The sequence below is a fragment of the Streptomyces sp. NPDC093089 genome, assembly GCF_044754405.1.
Lineage (GTDB): Bacteria > Actinomycetota > Actinomycetes > Streptomycetales > Streptomycetaceae > Streptomyces.
In genome coordinates this window covers 139,911-162,073 of the sequence record NZ_JBIVPA010000016.1, presented here as the reverse complement: position 1 = coordinate 162,073, position 22,163 = coordinate 139,911, and the positions used below count along the sequence as shown (strand labels likewise).

The following is a 22,163-nucleotide window of genomic DNA, read 5'->3' as shown; positions in this document are numbered from 1 at the left end:
GCCGGCGACTCGGCCCGCTGCCGGTCAGACCAGTGCGCTGCCGGGCAGCTCGACCTTGGCGCCGAGCTCGACGAGCTTCTCCATGAAGTTCTCGTATCCGCGGTTGATCAGGTCGATGCCGTGGACCCGCGAGGTGCCCTGGGCGGCGAGCGCCGCGATCAGGTACGAGAAGCCGCCGCGGAGGTCGGGGATGACCAGGTCGGCGCCCTGGAGCCGGGTCGGCCCGGACACGACCGCCGAGTGCAGGAAGTTCCGCTGGCCGAAGCGGCAGTCGGAGCCGCCGAGGCACTCGCGGTACAGCTGGATGTGCGCGCCCATCTGGTTCAGCGCGGAGGTGAAGCCGAGCCGGGACTCGTACACCGTCTCGTGGACGATGGAGAGGCCGGAGGCCTGGGTGAGCGCCACGACCAGCGGCTGCTGCCAGTCGGTCTGGAAGCCGGGGTGCACGTCCGTCTCCAGGTGGATCGCGTTGAGCGAGCCGCCCGGGTGCCAGAAGCGGATGCCCTCGTCGTCGATCTCGAAGGCGCCGCCGACCTTCCGGTACGTGTTGAGGAAGGTCATCATCGAGCGCTGCTGGGCGCCGCGCACGTAGATGTTGCCCTCGGTCGCGAGCGCCGCGGACGCCCAGGAGGCCGCCTCCAGGCGGTCCGAGAGCGCCCGGTGGGTGTAACCGTCGAGACGGTCGACACCGGTGATCCGGATGGTCCGGTCGGTGTCCATGGAGATGATCGCGCCCATTTTCTGCAGGACGCAGATCAGGTCCTCGATCTCGGGCTCCACGGCCGCGTTCGACAGCTCGGTGACGCCCTCGGCGAGCACCGCCGTCAGCAGCACCTGCTCGGTCGAACCGACCGACGGGTACGGGAGGCGGATCTTGCAGCCGCGAAGGCGCTGCGGGGCCTCCAGGTACTGCCCGCCCTCGCGCTTCTCGATGGTGGCGCCGAACTGGCGCAGCACGTCGAAGTGGAAGTCGATGGGCCGGCCGCCGATGTCGCAGCCGCCCAGGCCCGGGATGAAGGCGTGGCCGAGGCGGTGCAGCAGCGGGCCGCAGAAGAGGATCGGGATGCGGGACGAGCCGGCGTGGGCATCGATGTCGGCGACGTTCGCGGACTCGACGTGCGTCGGGTCGAGGACGAGCTCGCCGGGCTCCTCGCCCGGGCGGACCGTCACTCCGTGCAGCTGGAGCAGCCCGCGGACGACGCGGACGTCACGGATGTCGGGCACGTTGCGCAGGCGGCTGGGGCCGCTGCCGAGCAGTGCGGCGACCATCGCCTTGGGCACGAGGTTCTTCGCGCCGCGGACGCGGATCTCGCCCTCCAGCGGGGTTCCGCCGTGAACAAGCAGGACATCGTCTGTGCCGGTCATGAATCTCGCGTTCCGGAGTGAGGTCGGTCGGGTGGCCAGTGAAAAGGGTAAAGGGCCATGAGACCCCGTTCGGGTGCCTCGGGGGGTCTGTCAGATGTAATGAATTCGGCACAGCACCCTCCGTTCCCGTGATCTTGCGGAGTGTCACCGTCCGCTTGGTCCTGCGGGGCGGTCCGGAGCCCCCGCACCCTCCCGCCCGACCTGCGGCGCAGGGCCGCGACCCCCGCCGCCTTCCCCGCAACCCGTCCGACAACCCCCGCGAACGCCGAACATGCGGGATCATGTGTCGCATGACCGAGGTGTCCTCGCTCACAGGACGGCTGCTCGTGGCCACCCCCGCGCTGGCGGACCCGAACTTCGACCGCGCGGTCGTCCTGCTGCTCGATCACGACGACGAGGGCTCGCTCGGCGTCGTCCTCAACCGGCCGACGCCGGTGACCGTCTCCGACATCCTCGCCCCCTGGGCCGGGCTCGCCGGCGAACCCGGCGTCGTCTTCCAGGGCGGCCCCGTCTCCCTCGACGCGGCGCTCGGCGTCGCCGTCATCCCCGGCGACGAGGGCCCCCTCGGCTGGCGGCGGGTGTACGGGGCGATCGGCCTGGTCGACCTGGAGACCCCGCCCGAGCTGCTCGGCCCGGCGCTCGGCTCGCTCCGGATCTTCGCCGGGTACGCGGGCTGGGGCCCCGGCCAGCTGGAGTCCGAGCTCGGCGACGGAGCCTGGTACGTGGTCGAGTCCGAACCCGGCGACGTCTCCTCGCCGCACCCCGAGACCCTCTGGCGCCAGGTGCTGCGCCGCCAGCGCGGCGAGCTCGCGATGATCGCGACCTACCCGGACGACCCGTCCCTCAACTGACCCCCCGGCTTTCAGTACCCTTGGCGGTTATGAGCACTCTCGAGCCCGAGCGCGGGGCAGGTACGGGGACCCTCGTCGAGCCGACGCCGCAGGTGTCCCACGGTGACGGCGACCACGAGCGCTACGCCCATTACGTCCAGAAGGACAAGATCATGGCGAGCGCCCTCGACGGCACCCCCGTCGTCGCGCTGTGCGGGAAGGTCTGGGTACCGGGGCGCGACCCCAAGAAGTACCCGGTCTGCCCCATGTGCAAGGAGATCTACGACTCCATGGGCGCCGGCGGCGGCGACAAGGACAAGGGCGGCAAGGACAAGTAAGCGGGTCCTGACGTCGGGGACGGCCCCCGTCGTACGTACTTCGGTGCGTACGACGGGGGCCGTTCCGTTTTTCCCGGTTCCGGGGTCGGGCTTTCCCGGTTCCGGGGGACGGGTTTTCCCGGTTCCGGAGGGCGGCGCGGGCCGCGCGGCCGTTGCGCAGGGTGCTTTCGCCGGTCACGGAGTGGTTGAGGTGGTCGAGACCTCTTGTCGGCCCACCGGGGCCGCGCCTAACCTCACGCGTGTTGTGCAGTACGAAACGCCCATTGCACATGCTGCAACGTGCACGTCCGGAGGGGATCCGTCATGAAGTTGCCCGCCCGCCTCGCCACCCCGGCCGCCCTGCTCCTGCTCGCCGGACTCACCGCCACCGCCTGCGCCCCCCAGACCTCGACCGGCAAGGCCGGCGCGGACGACAAGAGCGGCACCCTGCGCGTCTGGCTCTTCCAGGAGGTGAGCAACAAGCCCAAGGAGCAGGTCGTCGAGCAGGCCGTCGCCGCCTTCGAGAAGCGGAACCAGGGCGCGAAGGTCGAGGTCGAGTACATCCCCGTCGAAACCCGCGCCCAGCGCGTCAAGGCCGCCTTCAACGACCCCAAGTCGGCCCCCGACCTCATCGAGTACGGCAACACCGACACCGCCGGATACGTCAAGGACGGCGGACTCGCCGACATCACCGCCGAGTTCGGCGCCTGGGACGAGGCCAAGGACACCGACCCCACGGCCAGGCAGTCCGTCACCGTCGCCGGCAAGGTCTACGGCGCGCCCCTCTTCGTCGGCGTCCGCGCCCTCTACTACCGCACCGACGTCTTCCGCGAACTCGGCCTCACCGCCCCCAAGAGCCAGGCCGAACTCGTCTCCACCGCCAAGAAGATCCGCAAGGCCAGGCCCGAGCTCTACGGCATAGCCGTCGGCGGCGCCTACACCTACGGCGCCATGCCCTTCGTCTGGTCCGCCGGCGGCGAACTCGCCACCGCGGACGGCGACGCCCACAAGGCCGCGATCAACAGCCCCGCCGCCCTCCAGGGCATCACCACCTACACCTCCCTCTTCGGCGACGACAACTGCCCCGCCGCCAAGTGCGCCCAGATGGGCGGCAACGCGACCGTCACCGCCTTCGCCGCGGGCAAGGCGGGCATGGCCATCGGCGGCGACTTCAGCCACGCCGCCGTCGAAGCCGGCGCCGTGAAGGGCAAGTACGCCGTCGTCCCGCTGCCCGGCACCACCCCCGGCTCGATCGCCCCCGCCTTCGCCGGCGGCAACAACGTCGGCGTCCTCAAGAGCACCTCCCACCGCACCCTCGCCGTCGACCTCCTCAAGTCCCTCACCGGCAAGGACACCCAGGGCAAGCTCTTCGACGCCATGGGCTTCCTGCCCACCTACACCGACGTCCGCGCCGACGCGGCCCGGCGCCAGCCCTTCGTCAAGCCCTTCATCGACACCCTCGGCGCGGGCACCCGGTTCGTCCCGGCGTCCCCCGGCTGGGGCCAGATCGACGCCGGCCTCGTCCTCCCCACGATGTTCCAGGAGGTCGTCAGCGGCCGGAAGAACGTCAAGTCGGCAGCCGACGACGCCGCGAAGAAGATGGACGCGGCCTTCGCGCCGGCGGGCTGAGCCGCATGACGACCCAGCTCACCGAGAAGCACACCGGCACCGCCCCGACGCCCCGGCCCACCCGGACCGCCCCCGCCGCGCGCCGCACCCGCGGCGCCGGCCACCGCCCCTGGACCCCCTGGCTCTACCTCCTGCCCGCCCTCGCCGTCCTCGGCGGACTCCTCGTCTACCCCGTCTACCAGCTCGGCCTGATCTCCTTCCTGGAGTACACCCAGGCCCAGGTCAGCGGCGGCGAACCCACCTCCTTCCAAGGGTTCGGCAACTACACGACCCTCTTCGCCGACCCCCAGTTCCGGCAGGTCCTCCTCACCACCGTCGTCTTCGCCGCCGTCTGCGTCGTCACCACGCTCGCCGTCGGCTGCGCCCTCGCGGTCCTCCTCACGCGCGTGCGTGCCCTGCCCCGGCTGATCCTGATGCTGGCCGCGCTCGGCGCCTGGGCGACCCCCGCGATCACCGGCTCCACCGTCTGGGTCTTCCTCTTCGACCCCGACTTCGGCCCCGTCAACCGACTGCTCGGACTCGGCGACCACTCCTGGACGTACGGGCGGTACAGCGCCTTCGCCCTCGTCCTCCTCGAAGTCGTCTGGTGCTCGTTCCCGTTCGTGATGGTCACCGTCTACGCCGGCATCAAGGCCGTCCCGTCCGAGGTCCTGGAGGCCGCCGCCCTCGACGGCGCCTCGCAGTGGCGGATCTGGCGCTCGGTCACCGCGCCGATGCTGCGGCCCATCCTGGTCGTCGTCACGATCCAGTCGATCATCTGGGACTTCAAGCTCTTCACCCAGATCTACGTGATGACCAACGGCGGCGGCATCGCCGGCCAGAACCTCGTCCTCAACGTGTACGCCTACCAGAAGGCCTTCGCCTCCTCCCAGTACAGCCTGGGCTCGGCGATCGGCGTCGTCATGCTGCTCGTCCTGCTGGCCGTGACGCTCGTCTACCTGCGGCTGCTCCGACGCCAGGGAGAAGAACTTTGACCCCCTCCCGCACGCTCTCCCGCACGTTCCGCATCCGGCGTCCCGGGCGGCTCGCCGCCGAGGCCGTCACCCTGCTCGTGGCGGCCGCCGTCGCCTTCCCGCTGTACTGGATGGTCCTCTCGGCCTTCAAGCCGGCGGGCGAGATCCAGTCGACGGACCCCCGGCCGTGGACGCTCTCCCCGTCCCTCGACTCCTTCCGGCGGGTCTTCGAGCAGCAGGATTTCGGCCGCTACTTCCTCAACTCGCTGATCGTGGCAGGCACGGTCGTCCTCGCCTCCGCGCTGATCGCCTTCCTGGCGGCGACGGCCGTCACCCGGTTCCGCTTCCGCTTCCGGACGACGCTCCTGGTCATGTTCCTCGTCGCCCAGATGGTGCCGGTCGAGGCGCTGACCATCCCGCTGTTCTTCCTCATGCGGGACTTCGGACAGCTCAACACCCTCGGCTCGCTGATCCTGCCGCACATCGCCTTCTCCCTGCCGTTCGCGATCTGGATGCTCCGCGGCTTCGTCAAGGCCGTCCCCGAGGCCCTGGAGGAGCAGGCCCAGATCGACGGCGCGAGCCGCACCCGGTTCCTGTGGCAGATCCTCTTCCCGCTGGTCTTCCCCGGCCTGGTCGCGACCAGCGTCTTCTCGTTCATCTCGACCTGGAACGACTTCCTCTTCGCGAAGTCGTTCCTCATCAGCGACACCTCGCAGTCGACCCTCCCCATGGCGCTGCTCGTCTTCTTCAAACCCGACGAGAACGACTGGGGAGGCATCATGGCCGGCTCGACCGTGATGACGCTCCCGGTGCTCGTCTTCTTCGTACTCGTACAGCGCCGCCTCGTCTCCGGACTGGGCGGGGCGGTGAAGGACTGACGCGATGACCTCCGAAACGGACCTGATCCCCGCACCCCTGACGGTCGCGCACCGGGGCGGCGCCCCCGGCTCCCTCCCGCTCGACGAGCGGACCACGATCGACGCCGGACCCGGCACCGCATCCACCGCCCGCTGGCTGCGGTCCGCACTGGGCCCCGCCACCGGACTGCCGCTCGCCGACGGCACCGGCCCGCACGCGATCCGGCTGCGGATCAGCGAGGACGTCGAGCGGCGGTACGGCCCCGAGGGCTACCGCCTCTCCACCGAGACCGCGGACACCGCCGTCCTCGTCGAGGGCGGCGGCCCCGCCGGCGTGTTCTGGGCCGCCCAGACCCTCCGCCAGCTCCTCGGCCCCGACGCGTACCGCAAGGCGCCCGTGCGCGGGGACGCGGACTGGGGCTTCCCGTACACCACGATCGAGGACGCCCCCCGCTTCGGCTGGCGCGGCCTGCTCCTCGACGTCTCCCGGCACTTCACGCCCAAGGACGGCGTCCTGCGCCAGCTCGACCTCCTCGCCGCCCACAAGCTCAACGTCCTCCACCTCCACCTCACCGACGACCAGGGCTGGCGCATCGAGATCAAGCGCCACCCCCGGCTCACCGAGGCCGGCTCCTGGCGCTCCCGCACCAAATGGGGCCACCGGGCCTCGCCGCTCTGGACCGAGACCCCCCACGGCGGCTTCTACACCCAGGACGACATCCGGGAGATCGTCGCCTACGCCGCCGAGCGCCACATCACCGTCGTCCCCGAGATCGACCTCCCCGGCCACTCGCAGGCCGCGATCTCCGCCTACCCCGAACTCGGCAACACCGACGTCGTCGACACCGCAGCCCTCACCGTCTGGGACACCTGGGGCGTCAACCCGAACGTCCTCGCCCCCACCGAGACCGTCCTGCGCTTCTACGAAGGCGTCTTCGAGGAGGTCCTCGACCTCTTCCCGTCCACCTTCGTCCACGTCGGCGGCGACGAGTGCCCCAAGGACCAGTGGAAGGCCTCCCCGGCCGCCCAGGCCCGCATCGAGGAACTCGGCCTCGCCGACGAGGACGCGCTCCAGTCCTGGTTCATCCGCCACTTCGACCGCTGGCTCGCCGACCGCGGACGGCGCCTCATCGGCTGGGACGAGATCCTGGAGGGCGGCCTCGCGCCCGGCGCGGCCGTCTCCTCCTGGCGCGGCTACGGCGGCGGCATCGCCGCCGCCACCGCCGGCCACGACGTCGTCATGTGCCCCGAACAGCAGGTCTACCTGGACCACCGCCAGGCCCCGGGCGAGGACGAACCGGTCCCCATCGGATTCGTCCGCACCCTGGAGGACGTCTACCGCTTCGAGCCCGTCCCGCCCGGCCTGCCGCCGGAGGCCGCCGCCCACATCCTGGGAACCCAGGCCAACGTGTGGACCGAGGTGATGGAGAACCGCGCCCGCGTCGACTACCAGGTCTTCCCCCGCCTCGCCGCCTTCGCCGAGGTCGCCTGGTCCGCGCTCCCCGCGCCGGACGCGCGCGACTACGCCGGCTTCGAGCGCCGCATGACCACCCACTACCGGCGCCTCGACGCCCTCGGCGTCGACTACCGCCCGCCCGCCGGCCCCCACCCCTGGCAGCAGCGCCCCGGCATCCTCGGCCGCCCGATCGAGGGGGCGCCCCCGAACGTGTGAGACCCCCTGCCGGCGACGCCGGGGAGCCCTGACGTCGAACGTGTGAGGCCCCTGGCGTCGGCTCCCGCGAACCCTGACGTCGAACGTGTGAGACCCCTGGCGTCGACGCCGGGGAGCCCCTGACACCGAACGTGTGAGACCCCAGCCGTCGGCGTCGGGGAGCCCCGACGTCGAACGTGTGAGGGACGCGACGTCCCCGCGTCACCCAAGAGTGGCGAAACGGAAGTTACCGTCGCTCCAGGGGCGTCCCGGACGGAACAGTCCTTCGCGGACCCTCGCGCCGGACGGCTCGGAAGATGTGCCAGAGTTGCCACGTCCGGCGTGTGAGCACGTACGGTACGCCCACACGCAGGCGCGACAGCAGACGTGACAGCAGGCGCGACGGCCGGGCACAGTCGGGGACCACCGGGACACCGGGAAGGGGCAGCGGGTTGACCACGCACGCACCACAGACGGCGCAGTCCGTGACGCTGCCCGCCTCGCTCGACGAGGCCGTGGCGGCGCTCACGGCCATGCCGGCCGCCGTGCCCGTCGCCGGTGGCACCGACCTGATGGCCGCCGTCAACAGGGGCCAGCTCCGCCCCGCCGGCCTCGTCGGCCTGAGCCGCATCAACGAGATCCGCGGCTGGCAGTACCAGGACGGCCACGCCCTCCTCGGCGCCGGCCTCACCCACGCCCGGATGGGCCGCCCCGACTTCGCCGCCCTCATCCCGGCCCTCGCCGCCGCCTCCCGCGCCGCTGGACCGCCCCAGATCCGCAACGCGGGCACCCTCGGCGGCAACGTCGTCACCGCCGCGCCCACCGGCGACTCGCTGCCCGTCCTCGCCGCCCTGGAGGCCGACCTCGTCGTCCTCGGGCCGCTCGGCAGCCGCGAGATCCCCGTCTCCCACCTGCTCGCGGGCCGCGACCTCCTCGCCCCCGGCGAACTCGTCGCCTTCGTCCGCGTGCCCCTGCTCCACGCACCCCAGGTCTTCCTGAAGGCCACCGGTCGCACCGGCCCGGCCCGCGCCACCGCCTCCGTCGCCGTCGTCCTCGACCCGGCCCGGCGCGGCGTGCGCTGCGCGGTCGGCGCCGTCGCCCCGATGCCGCTGCGCCCGCTGGAGGCCGAGCGCTGGATCGCCTCCCTCGTCGACTGGGACAACGACCGGGGCCTCGCCCCCGAGGCGCTCGCGGCCTTCGGCGAGTACGTCGCCGCCGCCTGCATCCCTGACCCGCCGGGCGACGAACAGCTGCCCCCCGGCGTACTGCACCTGCGGCGCACCGTCGCCGCGCTGGCCCGACGCGCTCTGGGGAGGGCACTGTCGTGAGCACCGACGACCAGACCACGGGCCAGGGCGGCTACGAGGGCGGCTGGGAGCCGATCCCGCAGAGCGAGGGGTACGACGGCGACGCCACCGCGTTCGTCCAGCTGCCCCCCGACTTCATGCTCGACGGCGTCCCCCTGGAAGCGCCCGGCCACGGCTACGTACCGCCGATGATCACCCCGCTCCAGCCGCTCACCCCGGCCACCGCGGACCCGGCCACCACCGGCACCTGGAACGTGCACCTCCCGACCGAGGCCGAGCAGACCCAGTACTTCGACCAGCCCGAGTACCCCGGACAGCCCGGCTACGACGGCCGTCCGGAATACGCCGGCCCCGACCGGTACGCCGGATCCGACCAGTACTCCGGCCCCGACCAGTACGCCGGGCCGGTCGCGTACCCGGCGCCGGCCGACTACGACGGACAGCCCGAGTACGGCGGTCAGGGCGGGTACGGCGGTCAGCCCGGGCACGTCGAGTACGCCGACCACCAGGCCGAGTACACCGACCGCGCCGAGCACGTCGAGTACGCCGACCAGGACCCGCACGCCACGGCCGAATGGCACTTCGGCGAGGTGACCGCGCCCGCCGGCGACTCCGCCGGCTCCACCGACCCCGGCGCAACGGGCCAGTGGGAGATCCCCGCCCTGCCTGAGACGGCGGAGACGGTCGAGACGGCGGAGACCCCCGAGGCCCCCTCGTACGCCGAGGCACCGGCGACCCTTCCCGGTGGCGCTCCGGCGCCCTGGGCGCTTCAGCAGGAGCCGGCGGCGGCGACCGCTGCCGACGAGGCCGAGGTGGAGATCGAGGCCGGGGCCGAGGGCTCCGGTGGCGCCGAGGGCACGGCTGCGGAGACGGCGGCGCCTCAGGACGAGGCCCGGGACGATACTCAGGGCGAGGCCCGGGACGACGTCTCCGACTCCCCGGACGCGCTCGACGGGACCGACGACACGGCCGTACCCGACGACACGGCCGGGCTCGACGACGAGGCCGGGCCCGACGGGTCCACCGCGTCCGACGTATCCGACGCATCCGACGGGCACGGTGAAGGCCCGGCCGAGGCATCCGCCCCGGCGTCCGTTCCTGCTCCCGTTCCCGCGCCCGTCACCGTTCCGAGTGCCTACGCGTCCACGGACAGCGAGGAGCACCCGCACGCCTCGTACACGCTGAGGGTCAACGGGGCCGACCGGCCCGTGACCGGGTCGTGGATCGGCGAGTCCCTGCTCTACGTGCTGCGCGAGCGGCTCGGTCTGGCCGGGGCGAAGGACGGCTGCTCGCAGGGCGAGTGCGGCGCGTGCAACGTGCAGGTCGACGGCCGGCTGGTCGCCTCGTGCCTGGTGCCGGCGGCGACCGCCGCCGGGAGCGAGGTGCGGACGGTCGAGGGCCTCGCGGTCGACGGGGAGCCGTCCGACGTGCAGCGGGCGATGTCGAAGTGCGGCACGGTCCAGTGCGGCTTCTGCATCCCCGGCATGTGCATGACCGTGCACGACCTCCTGGAGGGCAACCACGCCCCCACCGACCTGGAGACGCGCCAGGCCCTCGCCGGCAACCTGTGCCGCTGCTCCGGCTACCGGGGCGTGCTCGAAGCCGTACGGGACGTCGTCGCCGAGCGCGAGGCGAGCGCCGCGGCCACCGCGGCCGACGCCTCCGACGAGATCCGCGTCCCGCACCAGATCCCCCACCCGCACGACGGAGGCATGGCGTGAGCAGCGACGGGACCACCGCGATTCCCACGCTCCCGCTCCTGGACGCTCCCGGGGCCCAGGCCCCGGCCCAGGAACCGGCCGCGCACGGCCTCGGCACCTCGCTCCCGCAGGCCGAGGCGCGCGCGAAGACCGAGGGCACTTTCCCGTACGCCTCCGACCTGTGGGCCGAGGGCCTGCTCTGGGCGGCGATCCTGCGGTCCCCGCACCCGCACGCGCGGATCGTCTCCGTCGACACCGCGGCCGCCGCCGCCATGCCGGGCGTACGGGCCGTCGTGACCGCCGCCGACGTGCCCGGCGCGGCGACCTACGGCCGACGGGTCGCCGACCGGCCCGTCTTCGCCTCCGACCTGGTCCGGCACCACGGCGAGGCCATCGCCGCCGTCGCCGCCGACCACCCCGACACGGCCCGGCTCGCGGCCGCCGCGATCACCGTCGAGTACGAGGTGCTCGAACCGGTGACCGACCCCGAGAAGGCGTTCGCGGCGGACGCGCTGCACCCCGACGGGAACCTGATCCGGCACATCCCGCTGCGCTTCGGCGACCCCGACGCGACCGGCGAGGTCGTCGTCGAGGGGCTGTACCGGATCGGGCGCCAGGACCCGGCGCCGATCGGCGCGGAGGCCGGCCTCGCCGTGCCCCGCCCCGACGGAGGGGTCGAGCTCTACACGGCCTCGACCGACCCGCACACCGACCGGGACCTGGCCGCCGCCTGCTTCGGGCTGCCGCCCGCGCAGGTCAAGCTGGTCGTCACCGGCGTCCCCGGCGCCACCGGCGACCGCGAGGACCCGGGCTTCCAGATCCCGCTGGGCCTGCTCGCCCTGCGGACCGGCTGCCCGGTCAAGCTCACCGCTACGCGCGAGGAGTCCTTCCTCGGCCACGCCCACCGCCACCCCACCCTGCTGCGCTACCGGCACCACGCGGACGCGGAGGGACGCCTGGTGAAGGTGGAGGCGCAGATCCTGCTCGACGCGGGCGCGTACGCCGACTCGTCGTCCGAGTCGCTCGCGGCGGCCGTCGCCTTCGCCTGCGGCCCGTACGTCGTCCCGCACGCCTTCGTCGAGGGCTGGGCGGTCCGCACGAACAACCCGCCGTCCGGCCACGTCCGCGGCGAGGGCGCGATGCAGGTGTGCGCGGCCTACGAGGCCCAGATGGACAAACTCGCGGCCAAACTGGGCGTGGACCCGGCCGAGTTGCGCATGCGGAACGTCATGGCGACCGGCGACATCCTGCCCACCGGGCAGACCGTCACCTGCCCGGCCCCCGTGGCCGAACTCCTCGCCGCCGTACGCGACTTCCCGCTCCCCGCCCTGCCCAAGGACACCCCCGAGGACGACTGGCTGCTGCCCGGCGGCCCCGAGGGCGCGGGCGAACCCGGCGCGGTGCGACGGGGCGTGGGCTACGCGCTCGGCATGGTGCACATGCTGGGCGCCGAGGGCACCGACGAGGTGTCCACCGCGACCGTACGCGTCATGGACGGCGTCGCCACCGTCATCTGCTCGGCCGTCGACACGGGCTCGGGCTTCTCCACCCTCGCCCGCCAGATCGTCCAGGAGACCCTCGGCATCGACGAGGTCCACGTCGCCCCCGTCGACACCGACCAGCCGCCGGCCGGCCCGGCCGCCCACGGCCGGCACACCTGGGTCTCGGGCGGTGCCGTGGAACGCGCCGCCAAGATGGTCCGCACCCAGCTTCTCCAGCCGCTGGCCCACAAGTTCGGCATGTCGACGGAGCTCCTCCAGATCACCGACGGCAAGATCACCTCCTACGACGGCGTCCTCTCGACGACCGTCACCGAGGCCATGGACGGCAAGGAACTCTGGGCCACCGCCCAGTGCCGCCCCCACCCCACCGAGCCCCTCGACGACGCCGGCCAGGGCGACGCCTTCGTCGGCCTCGCCTTCTGCGCGATCCGCGCCGTCGTCGACGTCGACATCGAACTCGGCGCCGTACGCGTTGTGGAGATGGCCGTCGCCCAGGACGTCGGCCGCATCCTCAATCCCGCCCAACTCGCCGTCCGCATCGAAGCCGGCGTCACCCAGGGCGTCGGCGCCGCCCTCACCGAGAACCTCCGCACCGCCCGAGGCGTCGTCCGCCACCCCGACTTCACCGGCTACGCACTCCCGACATCCCTGGACGCCCCGGACATTCGCATCGTGAAACTCGTCGAAGAACGCGACGTCGTCGCCCCCTTCGGCGCCAAAGCCGTCAGCGCCGTCCCTGTCGTCACCTCACCCGCCGCAGTAGCCTCAGCCGTACGCGCCGCAACCGGCCGCCCCGTCAACCGCCTCCCCATCCGCCCCCAAGCCGCCGTCGCCGTGCCCAATTCGTAACCATGTGATGTCCGTTGCTTGTGCAACCGGGAGATGCGCGCTGTCGTCGTTCCTGGCTACAGTGAACTTCTAGACTCGGCAGTAACGGCACGGGTGTTCACACGGGGGAGGAGCGGGGGCATGGAAGCCTACGCAGACGGGGGCGGCTCGTTGGGCATGCGCGGCATGAGTACGGACGCCGTGCGCTACAACGCCGAGTCGATGTCCGAGTTCAAGAAGGGCATCGACGGCCTGATCAAGACGCTCACCTCTTCCGAGGCCGACAAGGGCAAGATGGAGTCGGACCCGGTGGTGCGCGGCCAGTTCGGCGGCGGCGGCGCCGCCTGGTCGGAGGCGAACGGCGTCTACGACGCGTACAACAACGTCCTCGGCCAACTGGTCCAGCTCTCCGGTTTGTTGCAGGACTGCCTGGAAGGCCTCGGCATCGCGGTCGTCGCCTCCAAGGACGGCTTCTCGCAGATGGACGACGACATCAAGCAGAAGATGATCAACATCCACGACCGCACCTGGGAAGCCAAGGAGAAGGCGGACAAGGACGCCGTCGGCGGTCAGGCTCCGGCGAACCACGGCACCAGCCAGGGCACCGAGAGCGACAGCCCCTTCAAGTAGGGCGCCACGGACGGAACATCGGGGACACGGGGAAGAGGCGAGAGATGAGGCCTGCAGAGAGCGGCGGAGGCGGCGGAACCGATTTCCGCTCCATGTCCCACCAGAAGATGCTGGACTGGCTGGACGAAGCCGAGATTTACCCCGTCAGCAACGCCGCGGAGCGCCTGAAGGCCGCGGCGCAGCAGATGCACAGCATCGCCACCGAGCTCAAGCAGCGCACCGGTGGCGTCGACTGGAAGGGTGACGCGGAGAAGGCGTTCACCGAGTGGGCCGAGAGCGTCGTGCTCTCGACGCACTCCCTCGGCGAGTACAGCACCGAGGCCGCCAAGTGGATGAGCAGCGCCGCGGTGGCCATGGCGACCGCGAAGAGCGCCATTCCCCGCTACACCTCCAACGAGGCGGCCAAGGAAAGCCTGAAGGCCGCGGAGACGTACCGCAACGACCCCGACTCGGCGACCATCGCGCGCAACGCGCGGAACTCCATGACCGCCAGCGAGGACCTCAAGGCCATCGAGGCCAAGGAGCGGGAGAACCAGCAGGCCGCCGCGGCCGAGATGGAGAAGCTCTCCAGCTCGTACCAGTGGTCCAGCCTGCACATGACGAGCCTGAAGCCGCCGACGTTCCCGCCGCCGCCGGGCGACTTCGTGCCGGCGGGCGGCCCCTTCGTCTCGGGAGAGCCCACATACGTCGACCCTTCGTCGAGGGGGCAGCGGTACTCCGGGCAGACGGACACGGGCACGGACACCACGCACTCCCAGTCCCAGCCCCGGACCGTTCCCGAGTCGAACGTCGTCCCGCCGTCCGGGGACCCGACCGGGCCGACGCGTGTCGCCCGGCCCGAGGTGCGGCCCGACGTCCCGGTGGACCTCGGCATCGACAGCGTCGAGACCCTGCCGCACACCCCGACCGTGCCGACGACCCCGACCCCGGGCGGCCCGCCGCCGATCACCAGGCCGGACGGCGGTACGCCCCCGATCATGCCGCCCCTCGGCGTCCCCCCGGTCACGGGGAAGGGCGGGCCGGGACCCCTGGGCCCCACCGGTCCCGTCACCGGCGGCACGCGCAACCAGCTGCCCACCGGCCCCCGTGGCCTCCCCGGTCCGCTGGGCGGCACCCGTGAGGGCATCAGCGGTGGCCGCGCGGTTCCCCAGACCACGGGCCGCCCGGCGACCGGCATCCCGCGCGGCACCGTCATCGGCAACGAGCCCGGCGGGCGCAACGGAACCGGCATGGGCCGCGGCCCCATGGGCGGCGGCCACGGCATGGGCGGCCCCCTGGGAGGCGCGGCCGGCCAGAACGGCGTCAGCGGCGGCCGCCGCCTCGCCGGCGAGACCGGCGGCGTCGTCGGCGGCAAGGCGCAGCGTGCCGGTGCCGCCGGTGGTGCCGGTGGCGGGCGTCCCTTCACGCAGGGCGGCTCCGGCCTCGTACGGGGCGGCACCCCGCAGGCCCGTGACCGCGAGGAGCAGAACGGAGAGCGTCCCGACTACCTGGTCGAGGACGAGGAGACCTGGCAGCAGGGCAACCGCCGCGTGGCCCCGCCCGTCATCGACTGATCAGCGCGAGGAAGCAGATGCGTACCAGCAGTATTCGTCGGAGCCGTGCCCGAGTCACCGCCTCGGCCGCCTTGGGGATGCTGCTGGTGGGCATCGCTTCCGTCCCCGCCCACGCGGAGAGCATCCGCTCCCGGCAGTGGCACCTCGACGCGTTCGGCGCCGAGGAGATCTGGCAGCTCAGCACGGGCAAGGGCATCACCGTCGCGGTCATCGACTCCGGTGTGGACAAGGACAACCCGGATCTGCGGGGCCAGGTCCTCAAGGGCAAGGACTTCGCCACGGACAAGCCGGGTGACGAGTCCACCGACTATGACGGCCACGGCACCAGCATGGCGGGCCTCATCGCGGGAACAGGCCAAAGGGACGGCGGCGAAGGGGCGTTCGGCCTCGCCCCCGCCGCGAAGATCCTTCCGATCCGCGTGCCCGCAGTGGTCAAGGGCTCGACGAGCCAGGCAGCGGCTGACGCGGAGTTCAACCGGGTCGTGCCCGAAGCGGTTCGCTTCGCCGCCGACTCCGGAGCCAAGGTCATCAACATCTCGATGGCTGTCGCGACGGAATCGCCGCAGCTCACCGAGGCGGTGAAGCATGCCCTGGACAAGGGAGCCCTTGTCTTTGCCGGTGTCGGCAACGACGCGCAGAAGGGCAACCGTCCGATGTACCCGGCCGCCACCCCCGGCGTCGTGGGCGTCGGCGCCGTCGACAACAAGGCGACGCGCATCCCGATGTCCCAGTACGGTCCGCAGGTCGACGTCGTCGCCCCCGGCAAGGACACCCTCGCGGCCTGCGCCGGCGGCCGCGTCTGCACGTCCTCCGGTACCAGCAACGCGACCGCCCTCGCCTCGGCCGCGGCCGCGCTCGTCTGGGCGAAGCATCCCGAGTGGACCAACAACCAGGTCCTGAAGGTCATGCTCAACACGATCGCGAAGCCCAAGGGGGGCGAGGAGCGCAGCGATTACATCGGCTACGGGGCCGTCCGGCCGCTGCGAGCGCTGAAGACCCCGGGTGACCCCGGCCCGGCGGGGGTGCGGCCCATCGACGACCTCGCGGAGACCGTGACCGCGTCGCCCACCGACCTGTCGCCGGGTGACCCGTCCCCGTCGGGATCGGTCGCGGCCCCCGCTCCGGCTCCGGAGGCGGCCGCTTCCGAGGACGGGGGCGGCAGCGGCCTCTGGATCGGTCTGGGGATCGGTGCGGCCGTACTGATCGGTGCCGCCGTCGCCGTACCCGTCCTGCGGTCGCGGCGGGGCTGAGTCCGTCCGTTCCGCGGGGGCGGGGGCGGAGGCGTCTACTCGCCGTAGACCGGCATGGCCGCGATCCTGCCGCCGCGGGCGATGAACACGCGGTGGGCGTCCGCGGCGAGCTGGTAGGTGCCCTCGTGCTGCATGCGCGCGACGAACAGCGGGGCTCGGGTGGCCCGGGCCACCACGCGGACGGCGCTGTCGTCGGGCTCGGGCAGCCAGACGGTTCCGCCCTGCACGACGGGGGCGGTGAGCGTGCCGGTCTGGCTGCCCAGTTCGCCCATGGGCTCCGACCACTCCTGGCTCGCTTTGTTGGAGTCGGGGACGGTGCTGTAGCGGTAGGCCATGTAGCCGTCGACGGCGATGACGGTCTCGGCGTCGGCGGTCGGGTTGCCCCAGCCGAGCTTCCGGTCGACGACGTTGCTGCTCTCTTCCTTCCAGATGAAGTTGCCTTCGCCCAGGTGCCTGGCCACCAGGTCGGTGCCGCTGAGGTAGACGGTGTCGCCGCTGATCGAGGGGGCCTGGCCGCGGGTGCCCTGGCCCTTGATCTTCCACACGGTCTCGCCCGAGGCGGTGTCGAGGGCCTCGACCTTTCCGTCCCAGCCGTGGATCACGAGCCGCTTCCCGCCGACGGCCGCCTTCGCGGGGCCGTTCGGGGACCGGGGAGAGGGCATCGGCCGGGTCCAGGTGGTCTTCAGCGTCCAGGCGTCGACGGCGTGCAGCTTGTCGCCCCGGGTCACCAGGTAGACGTGGGTGTCGTCGGCGGCGAGGAGGGCGGCCGCGTCGTGGCCGGCCTGCCAGACCGGGGCGCCGGTGGAGGCGACGAACGCGTGCAGGACGCCCCTCTCGTCGGCACCGACGACGAGTCGGTCGGCGACGGAGACGAACCCGGAGGCCGCGTCGACGTCCTTGGCCCTCCACCGCTCCTTGCCGTCGGTGACGGACAGCGCCAGCAGGCCTCCCGTCTTCGCCGCCACGATCAGCACATCCCTTACGGGCAACGGGAGACGTCCGTCCGGATCGGTGACGTCCAGAGGGCCCCACAGGGTCTTCGGGGCCTGGTTCGGAACGCTGTCGATGAGGGAGATGAAGGCCGCCTCGGGTGCGGCGACGGCCGGAGGCACGTCGGCGGTGGGGGAGTTCTCGCCGGAGCGGTTCAGCCACCAGGCGCCGACGCCGCCGCCCGTGCCCAGCACGGCCACGCCGACCGCCGCGCCGGTGAGGAAGCGGCGGCGGGTCGGCGTCGACGAGGAGGCGACGGTGTCCTCGGGGGCCGCGAGGCGCTTCGTGGCCGTCTCGCGCCGCTTGATGTCGTCGGCGAGCGGGCCCTTGCGCCAGGCGCGGTCGGCGCCCTTCGGCGGGGCGAAGGCCTCGGCGATCCGCGGGGGAGCCGGGCGGAGGGCCGGGTCCTTCGCCAGGCACGGGGCGATCAGCTCCTGGAGCTCCGGCGGCACCAGGCTCAGGTCCGGTGTGCCGTGCACGACCTCGTACTGGACGGCCGCCACGTGCCCGCCGTCGAAGGTGCGCCGGCCGCTCGCCGCGTACGCGAGGACCGCGCCGAGCGAGAAGACGTCCGAGGCCGGTCCGACGCGCTGCCCGAGGACCTGCTCGGGGGCGCCGTAGCCGGGGGTGACCGGGATCTGGCCCGTGGTGGTGAGGGTCAGGCCGTGCTCGGGGCGCGCGATGCCGAAGTCGATGATCCGCGGGCCGGTCGACGTGAGCACGATGTTCGCGGGCTTGAGGTCGCGGTGGACCAGGCCCGCCACGTGGATGTCGTGCAGGGTGCGGGCGAGCTGGGCGGCGAGGGCGCGGACCGTCGGCACGTCCATCGGCCCGTACGCCCGCACGGCCTCGTCGAGCGTCGGACCGGCGAGGAACTCGGCGGCGATCCACGGCCGTCCGCCCTCGGTCTGCGCGCCGAGGACCCGCGCCACGCCCTTGCTGGTGACGGCCCGCGCCATGTCGGCCTCGCGGACGAAGCGCTGCGCGAGGTGCTGGTCGTGGGCGAGTTCGGGGCGCAGGACCTTGACGGCCGCGGGTGCTCCGGCGCCGTCCCGGCCGACGTACACCTTGCCCATGCCGCCCTCGCCGAGGACGCCGAGCAGGCGGTACGGGCCGAGCCGGAGCGGGTCGCCGGTGGCGAGGGGCTGAGTGGTCACGAGGCTGCTTTCCGGTGTGGGCTGGTGGGACGGGGATGCGGCGGCGGGGTGTCGTTCAGGCAAGGGGGAAGGCCGCGACGGAGGAGGCTCCCGCACCGATGATCCGTGTCCTGGAGGAGTCGGCGACGTACCGGCTGGCTTCCGCGGGGAAGACCCAGGCCGAGCGGTGGGTCACCCGGTCGACCGCGCTGAGACCACCCCTGACGGGTGCGTACACATACTTCTTCCCGATCACGGGGAAGCCGGAGAGGTCCACGGTCAGGCTGCGGTCGGACGCCCCCTCCCGCCACTGCTCGGCGCCCTTGTCGGCGGTGACGGCCACGAGCCCGCGGCCCGCCTCGTTCGCGACGACGAGGCCGTCCGAGACCGCGGGGATCCCGTAGGCGGAGCCGGCGCCGTGCTCCCAAACGACGCCGCCGTCGCTGAGGCGCAGCGCGCGCAGGCGGTCGCCGCCGAGGTAGAGGTGCCGGTCGTCGGTGACGAGCTGGCCGGGCTTGAAGGACAGGGACTCCTTGAGCGGGAGGGTCCTGCTCCACAGGCGGCGACCGGTGCGCAGGTCCCTCGCCTGGAGGTTGAACGACGTCAGGTCGTCGCCGTTCTTGCCGAGCACCAGCCGACCGCCGACGACCTTGCCCAGCCAGGGGCGGACGTTGTCCCATGCGTACGGCTGTCGCCAGGCCACCTTGCCGGTGCGCAGGTCGACGGCGATCAGGTGCCAGCCCTTCTCGCGCTCCTCCAGGGTGTCCGAGCTCTTGCCGAGTCGTGAGGCGGCGTAGAGCACGCCTCCCGCGGCGGTGATGAGCTCCGTACCGAACGAGGAGCCCTCGAAGCCGTTGAGCTTGATCGTTTTGGCCGCCTCCTTGCCGGTGCGGGGGTCGAGCGTGCGGATCAGCAGGGCCGACGTCCCGTCGACGGGATCGTTGGAGGTGTAGAAGCGCGCGCCGTCCGTGACGACCTGCTTGGGGTCCATCACCATCCCGTCGTCCCACAGCTTCGTGCCGTTCCGCGGGTCCAGGACCCGGAACGCCACCGTCTCCGCGAGCCCCACGACGTCCCCCGCCGTCAGCGGCACGATGCTCTGCTCGCGGTCCAGCGACTCCCCCTGCCACAGCGCCTTCGGCGCCCCGTCCGAGGCCGTCGTGGCCGGGATGGCGGTGGGGCCGGCGGTGGTGGGGGCGGTGGTGGTGTCGCGGGAGGAGAGCCAGGCCCAGAGGCCGCCGGCGGTGGCGGTGGTGGCGAGGAGGGCGGCGGTGCCGGTGGTGAGGAGCCGGCGGCGGGAGAGGGGGGTGTGGGGGGTGGTGTCGGGGAGGGAGGGGGTGGTGGGGGCGGGGAGGCGGTGGGGGGTGGGGAGCCAGACGTCGGTGGCGCGGCGGGCGATGTCGGCGAGGAGGAGCGGGGGGAGGTGGTCGGCGAAGTCGCCGCGGCCGTCGTGGAGGTGGGCGGCGAGGGTGGCGGTGGTGGGGCGGGCGGAGGGGTCTTTGGAGAGGCAGGCGGTGAGGAGGGGGAGGAGGGGGTCGGGGACGCCGGTGAGGTCGGGATCGGCGTAGCGGACGCGGTAGAGGAGGTCGGCGGGGGAGCCGGTGCCGAAGGGGCCGTGGCCGGTGGAGGCGAAGACGAGGACGCCGGCGAGGGCGAACACGTCGCCGGCCGGCGGGTGTTCCTCGCCACTGGCCTGCTCGGGGGACATGTAGGCGGGGGTGCCGGCCGCCGCCCCGGTCCGGGTGAGGTGGTCGTCGCCGGCCGCGCGGGCGATGCCGAAGTCGATGATCTTCGGGCCGTAGGCGGTGACGAGGACGTTCGAGGGCTTCAGGTCGCGGTGGACGACGTCCGAGGAGTGCAGCTGTGCGAGGGCCCCGGCGAGCGCGGCGCCGAGGGCGCGGACGGTCGGTTCGGGGAGGGGGCCGCCGAGCGCGACGGCGTCGTCGAGAGGCGGTCCGAGGACGTACTCGGTGGCCAGCCAAGGGGTTTCGGCCAGCGGGTCGGCGTCGACGACCGCCGCGCCGTGGCGTGCGCCGATGATCCGTGCCGCGTCCGTCTCCAGCCGGAAGCGGGCCCGGAACGCGGGGTCGGTGGCGAGCCGGGCGTGCACGGTCTTGAGCGCGACGGTACGGCCGCCGGGGGTGCGCGCCAGGTAGACCGTCCCCATGCCGCCCGAGCCGAGGCGGGCGAGGAGGCGGTACGCGGCGACGGTGGCCGGGTCGTCGTGGGTCAGGGGCGACAGCATGAGGCGGGGTCCGTGTGGTCCAGGGCGGTCGCGGGTGCGCGAGCCGGAGGGCGGGTGAACGTCGGTTCGGTGGGCGGGCGTCGGGCTGGTGCGCCGCCCGTTTCCGTTCGGCGGGCGATGGGCTGGTGCGCCGCCCGTTCCGTCAACTGCGTGCCGTGGCCGGTTCCGGGGCCGTGGGGAGCGGCGGGAGTTCCGCGGCGAGGAGTTCGGCGGACTGGCGGGCGAGGGCGGCGACGACGCGGCCGGGGAGCCAGCCGGGGGTGAGGAGCGCGCCGGCCGAGTCCAGGACCGTGTGATGGGTGGTCGGCGGGGCGAGGGCGGCGGTCAGGGCGGTCGCGGTGGGGCGGTCGGCGGGGTCGCGGGCCAGGCAGGAGGAGACCACGGGCCGCAGGGAGGGCGGGAGTTCGTCGCGTTCGGGCACGGTGTGGCCGGTGGCGGCGTAGGCGAGCACGGCGCCGAGGGCGAAGACGTCGCCCGGGGGGCGGGGCCGCCCGCCGGAGGCCTGCTCGGGGGCGAGGGCGCCCGGGTCCAGGCCCGGGAGGCCGGTGCGGGACTCCCCGTCGGGGCCCGCCGCGCGTACCGCGCCGAAGCAGGTCAGGCGCGGGCCGTCCGCGGTGAGGAGCACGGCGGCGGGGGAGACGCCCGCGTGCGTGAGGCCCTGGGCGTGCGCGGCGGCCAGCGCTTCGGCGAGCGCGGCGCCCACGCCCCGCACGGTCGCCTCGGGGAGCGGTCCGCCGTGCACCGCGAGGGCGACCGGGAGCGGGAGGGCCGGCACGTACGGCGTCGCGTACCAGGGAGCCTCGCCGGGGCCGGCCAGGTCCGTGACCGGGGCGGTCCAGGGCCCGAGCAGGCGGCGCCCCTCGTCGGCCTCGACGGCGAAGCGCGCGGGGTCCGCGCCGGGCAGCGGGGCGCTCAGCAGGACCGTGCGCTCGCCGTCCCCGGTGCGGGCGACGAACCGGCGGCACGGGACCGCCGAACCGGGCGGGTCGAGGCGGGTGACGAGCCGGTACGGGCCGATCCGCCGCGCGGATTCCTCCCGTGCGCGTGACTGTTCCACGTGTGCGTCCCCCCGTCGTTCCGGCGCCCCGTGACGACGGGGGCGGGTCGAGCCTACCGAGGCGGGGGCCCGGGGCCGTGGTCGGGAGCGGTCCGGGAGACGCGGGCCGGGGCCGGGCCGTGGCCGGATCGCGCCTGGTTCCGTGTTCGATCCGGTGCCGCCCCCGTGACGTCCGGAGGTCGGCCGGAGGCCGGTCGGGCGCCGCTCCGGTGTCGCGAACGCCCGGGCTGTCCGAGTTGCGAAGGTGAATCGGGCGCGTGCGCACCGCCCGCATTCCGAACGTGAGGCATTTCCCGGTGGGGAATGCTCGAACGGCCGCTCGGGGGACTACGATCGCGATGATTCCAGGGGCGCGGAACTTGC

At 73.1% G+C, this 22,163-nt stretch carries 16 protein-coding genes; 12 read left to right on the top strand and 4 right to left on the bottom strand.

Annotated elements, in window-relative coordinates; translation table 11 throughout:
• Positions 1-24 precede the first annotated feature (24 nt).
• On the bottom strand, positions 25-1,365 hold the full coding sequence (gene murA, locus ACIQFX_RS32480; RefSeq protein WP_376488039.1) for a UDP-N-acetylglucosamine 1-carboxyvinyltransferase: 1,341 nt from the start codon (positions 1,363-1,365) through the stop codon (positions 25-27).
• A gap of 290 nt (positions 1,366-1,655) precedes the next feature.
• On the opposite strand from murA, the gene ACIQFX_RS32475 reads away from it, so the two are divergent.
• The 12 genes from ACIQFX_RS32475 to mycP all read left to right on the top strand — a co-directional run bounded on the left by ACIQFX_RS32475 (position 1,656) and on the right by mycP (position 16,372).
• Positions 1,656-2,216 carry a YqgE/AlgH family protein gene (locus tag ACIQFX_RS32475; protein WP_376488040.1) on the top strand — a complete coding sequence of 187 codons (561 nt, stop codon included), beginning with the start codon at positions 1,656-1,658 and terminating at the stop codon, positions 2,214-2,216.
• A gap of 29 nt (positions 2,217-2,245) precedes the next feature.
• Positions 2,246-2,533, top strand: coding sequence for a DUF3039 domain-containing protein (locus ACIQFX_RS32470; protein ID WP_015033918.1), 288 nt, complete (start codon positions 2,246-2,248; stop codon positions 2,531-2,533).
• 303 nt (positions 2,534-2,836) lie between these two features.
• A complete protein-coding gene (locus ACIQFX_RS32465) occupies positions 2,837-4,141 on the top strand; it encodes an extracellular solute-binding protein (RefSeq protein WP_402470614.1) in 1,305 nt (434 codons plus the stop codon).
• Positions 4,142-4,146: 5 nt separating this feature from the next.
• Positions 4,147-5,115: a carbohydrate ABC transporter permease gene (locus tag ACIQFX_RS32460; RefSeq protein WP_402470611.1), complete on the top strand. Its 969-nt coding sequence runs from the start codon at positions 4,147-4,149 to the stop codon at positions 5,113-5,115.
• Positions 5,112-5,972: a carbohydrate ABC transporter permease gene (locus ACIQFX_RS32455; protein ID WP_402470608.1), complete on the top strand. Its 861-nt coding sequence runs from the start codon at positions 5,112-5,114 to the stop codon at positions 5,970-5,972. Before ACIQFX_RS32460 ends, ACIQFX_RS32455 begins: the two co-directional genes overlap by 4 nt.
• 4 nt (positions 5,973-5,976) lie before the next feature.
• Entirely contained in the window at positions 5,977-7,623 is a 1,647-nt protein-coding gene (locus ACIQFX_RS32450) for a beta-N-acetylhexosaminidase (RefSeq protein ID WP_402470607.1), read from the top strand.
• Positions 7,624-8,054: 431 nt separating this feature from the next.
• The gene (locus ACIQFX_RS32445; protein WP_402470604.1) at positions 8,055-8,930 is read left to right on the top strand and encodes an FAD binding domain-containing protein; all 876 of its coding nucleotides are present in this window, start codon (positions 8,055-8,057) and stop codon (positions 8,928-8,930) included.
• Entirely contained in the window at positions 8,927-10,630 is a 1,704-nt protein-coding gene (locus ACIQFX_RS32440; protein ID WP_402470602.1) for a 2Fe-2S iron-sulfur cluster-binding protein, read from the top strand. Before ACIQFX_RS32445 ends, ACIQFX_RS32440 begins: the two co-directional genes overlap by 4 nt.
• Entirely contained in the window at positions 10,627-12,960 is a 2,334-nt protein-coding gene (locus ACIQFX_RS32435; RefSeq protein WP_402470599.1) for a xanthine dehydrogenase family protein molybdopterin-binding subunit, read from the top strand. The genes ACIQFX_RS32440 and ACIQFX_RS32435 overlap by 4 nt, the downstream gene beginning before the upstream one ends.
• Before the next feature lie 120 nt (positions 12,961-13,080).
• Positions 13,081-13,569, top strand: a complete 489-nt coding sequence (locus ACIQFX_RS32430; protein WP_402470597.1) for a hypothetical protein — start codon at positions 13,081-13,083, stop codon at positions 13,567-13,569.
• Between the two features lie 92 nt (positions 13,570-13,661).
• The gene (locus ACIQFX_RS32425) at positions 13,662-15,122 is read left to right on the top strand and encodes a WXG100 family type VII secretion target (RefSeq protein WP_402470594.1); all 1,461 of its coding nucleotides are present in this window, start codon (positions 13,662-13,664) and stop codon (positions 15,120-15,122) included.
• Between the two features lie 77 nt (positions 15,123-15,199).
• Positions 15,200-16,372, top strand: a complete 1,173-nt coding sequence (gene mycP, locus ACIQFX_RS32420; RefSeq protein WP_402470725.1) for a type VII secretion-associated serine protease mycosin — start codon at positions 15,200-15,202, stop codon at positions 16,370-16,372.
• A 35-nt stretch (positions 16,373-16,407) separates the two neighbouring features.
• Here mycP and ACIQFX_RS32415 read toward each other — a convergent pair whose 3' ends face one another.
• From ACIQFX_RS32415 to ACIQFX_RS32405, 3 genes are all read right to left on the bottom strand, one after another.
• A complete protein-coding gene (locus ACIQFX_RS32415; protein ID WP_402470592.1) occupies positions 16,408-18,519 on the bottom strand; it encodes a serine/threonine-protein kinase in 2,112 nt (703 codons plus the stop codon).
• Positions 18,520-18,574: 55 nt separating this feature from the next.
• A complete protein-coding gene (locus tag ACIQFX_RS32410) occupies positions 18,575-20,743 on the bottom strand; it encodes a PQQ-binding-like beta-propeller repeat protein (protein ID WP_402470590.1) in 2,169 nt (722 codons plus the stop codon).
• Between the two features lie 142 nt (positions 20,744-20,885).
• On the bottom strand, positions 20,886-21,800 hold the full coding sequence (locus ACIQFX_RS32405; RefSeq protein ID WP_402470588.1) for a serine/threonine protein kinase: 915 nt from the start codon (positions 21,798-21,800) through the stop codon (positions 20,886-20,888).
• Positions 21,801-22,163: the final 363 nt, after the last annotated feature.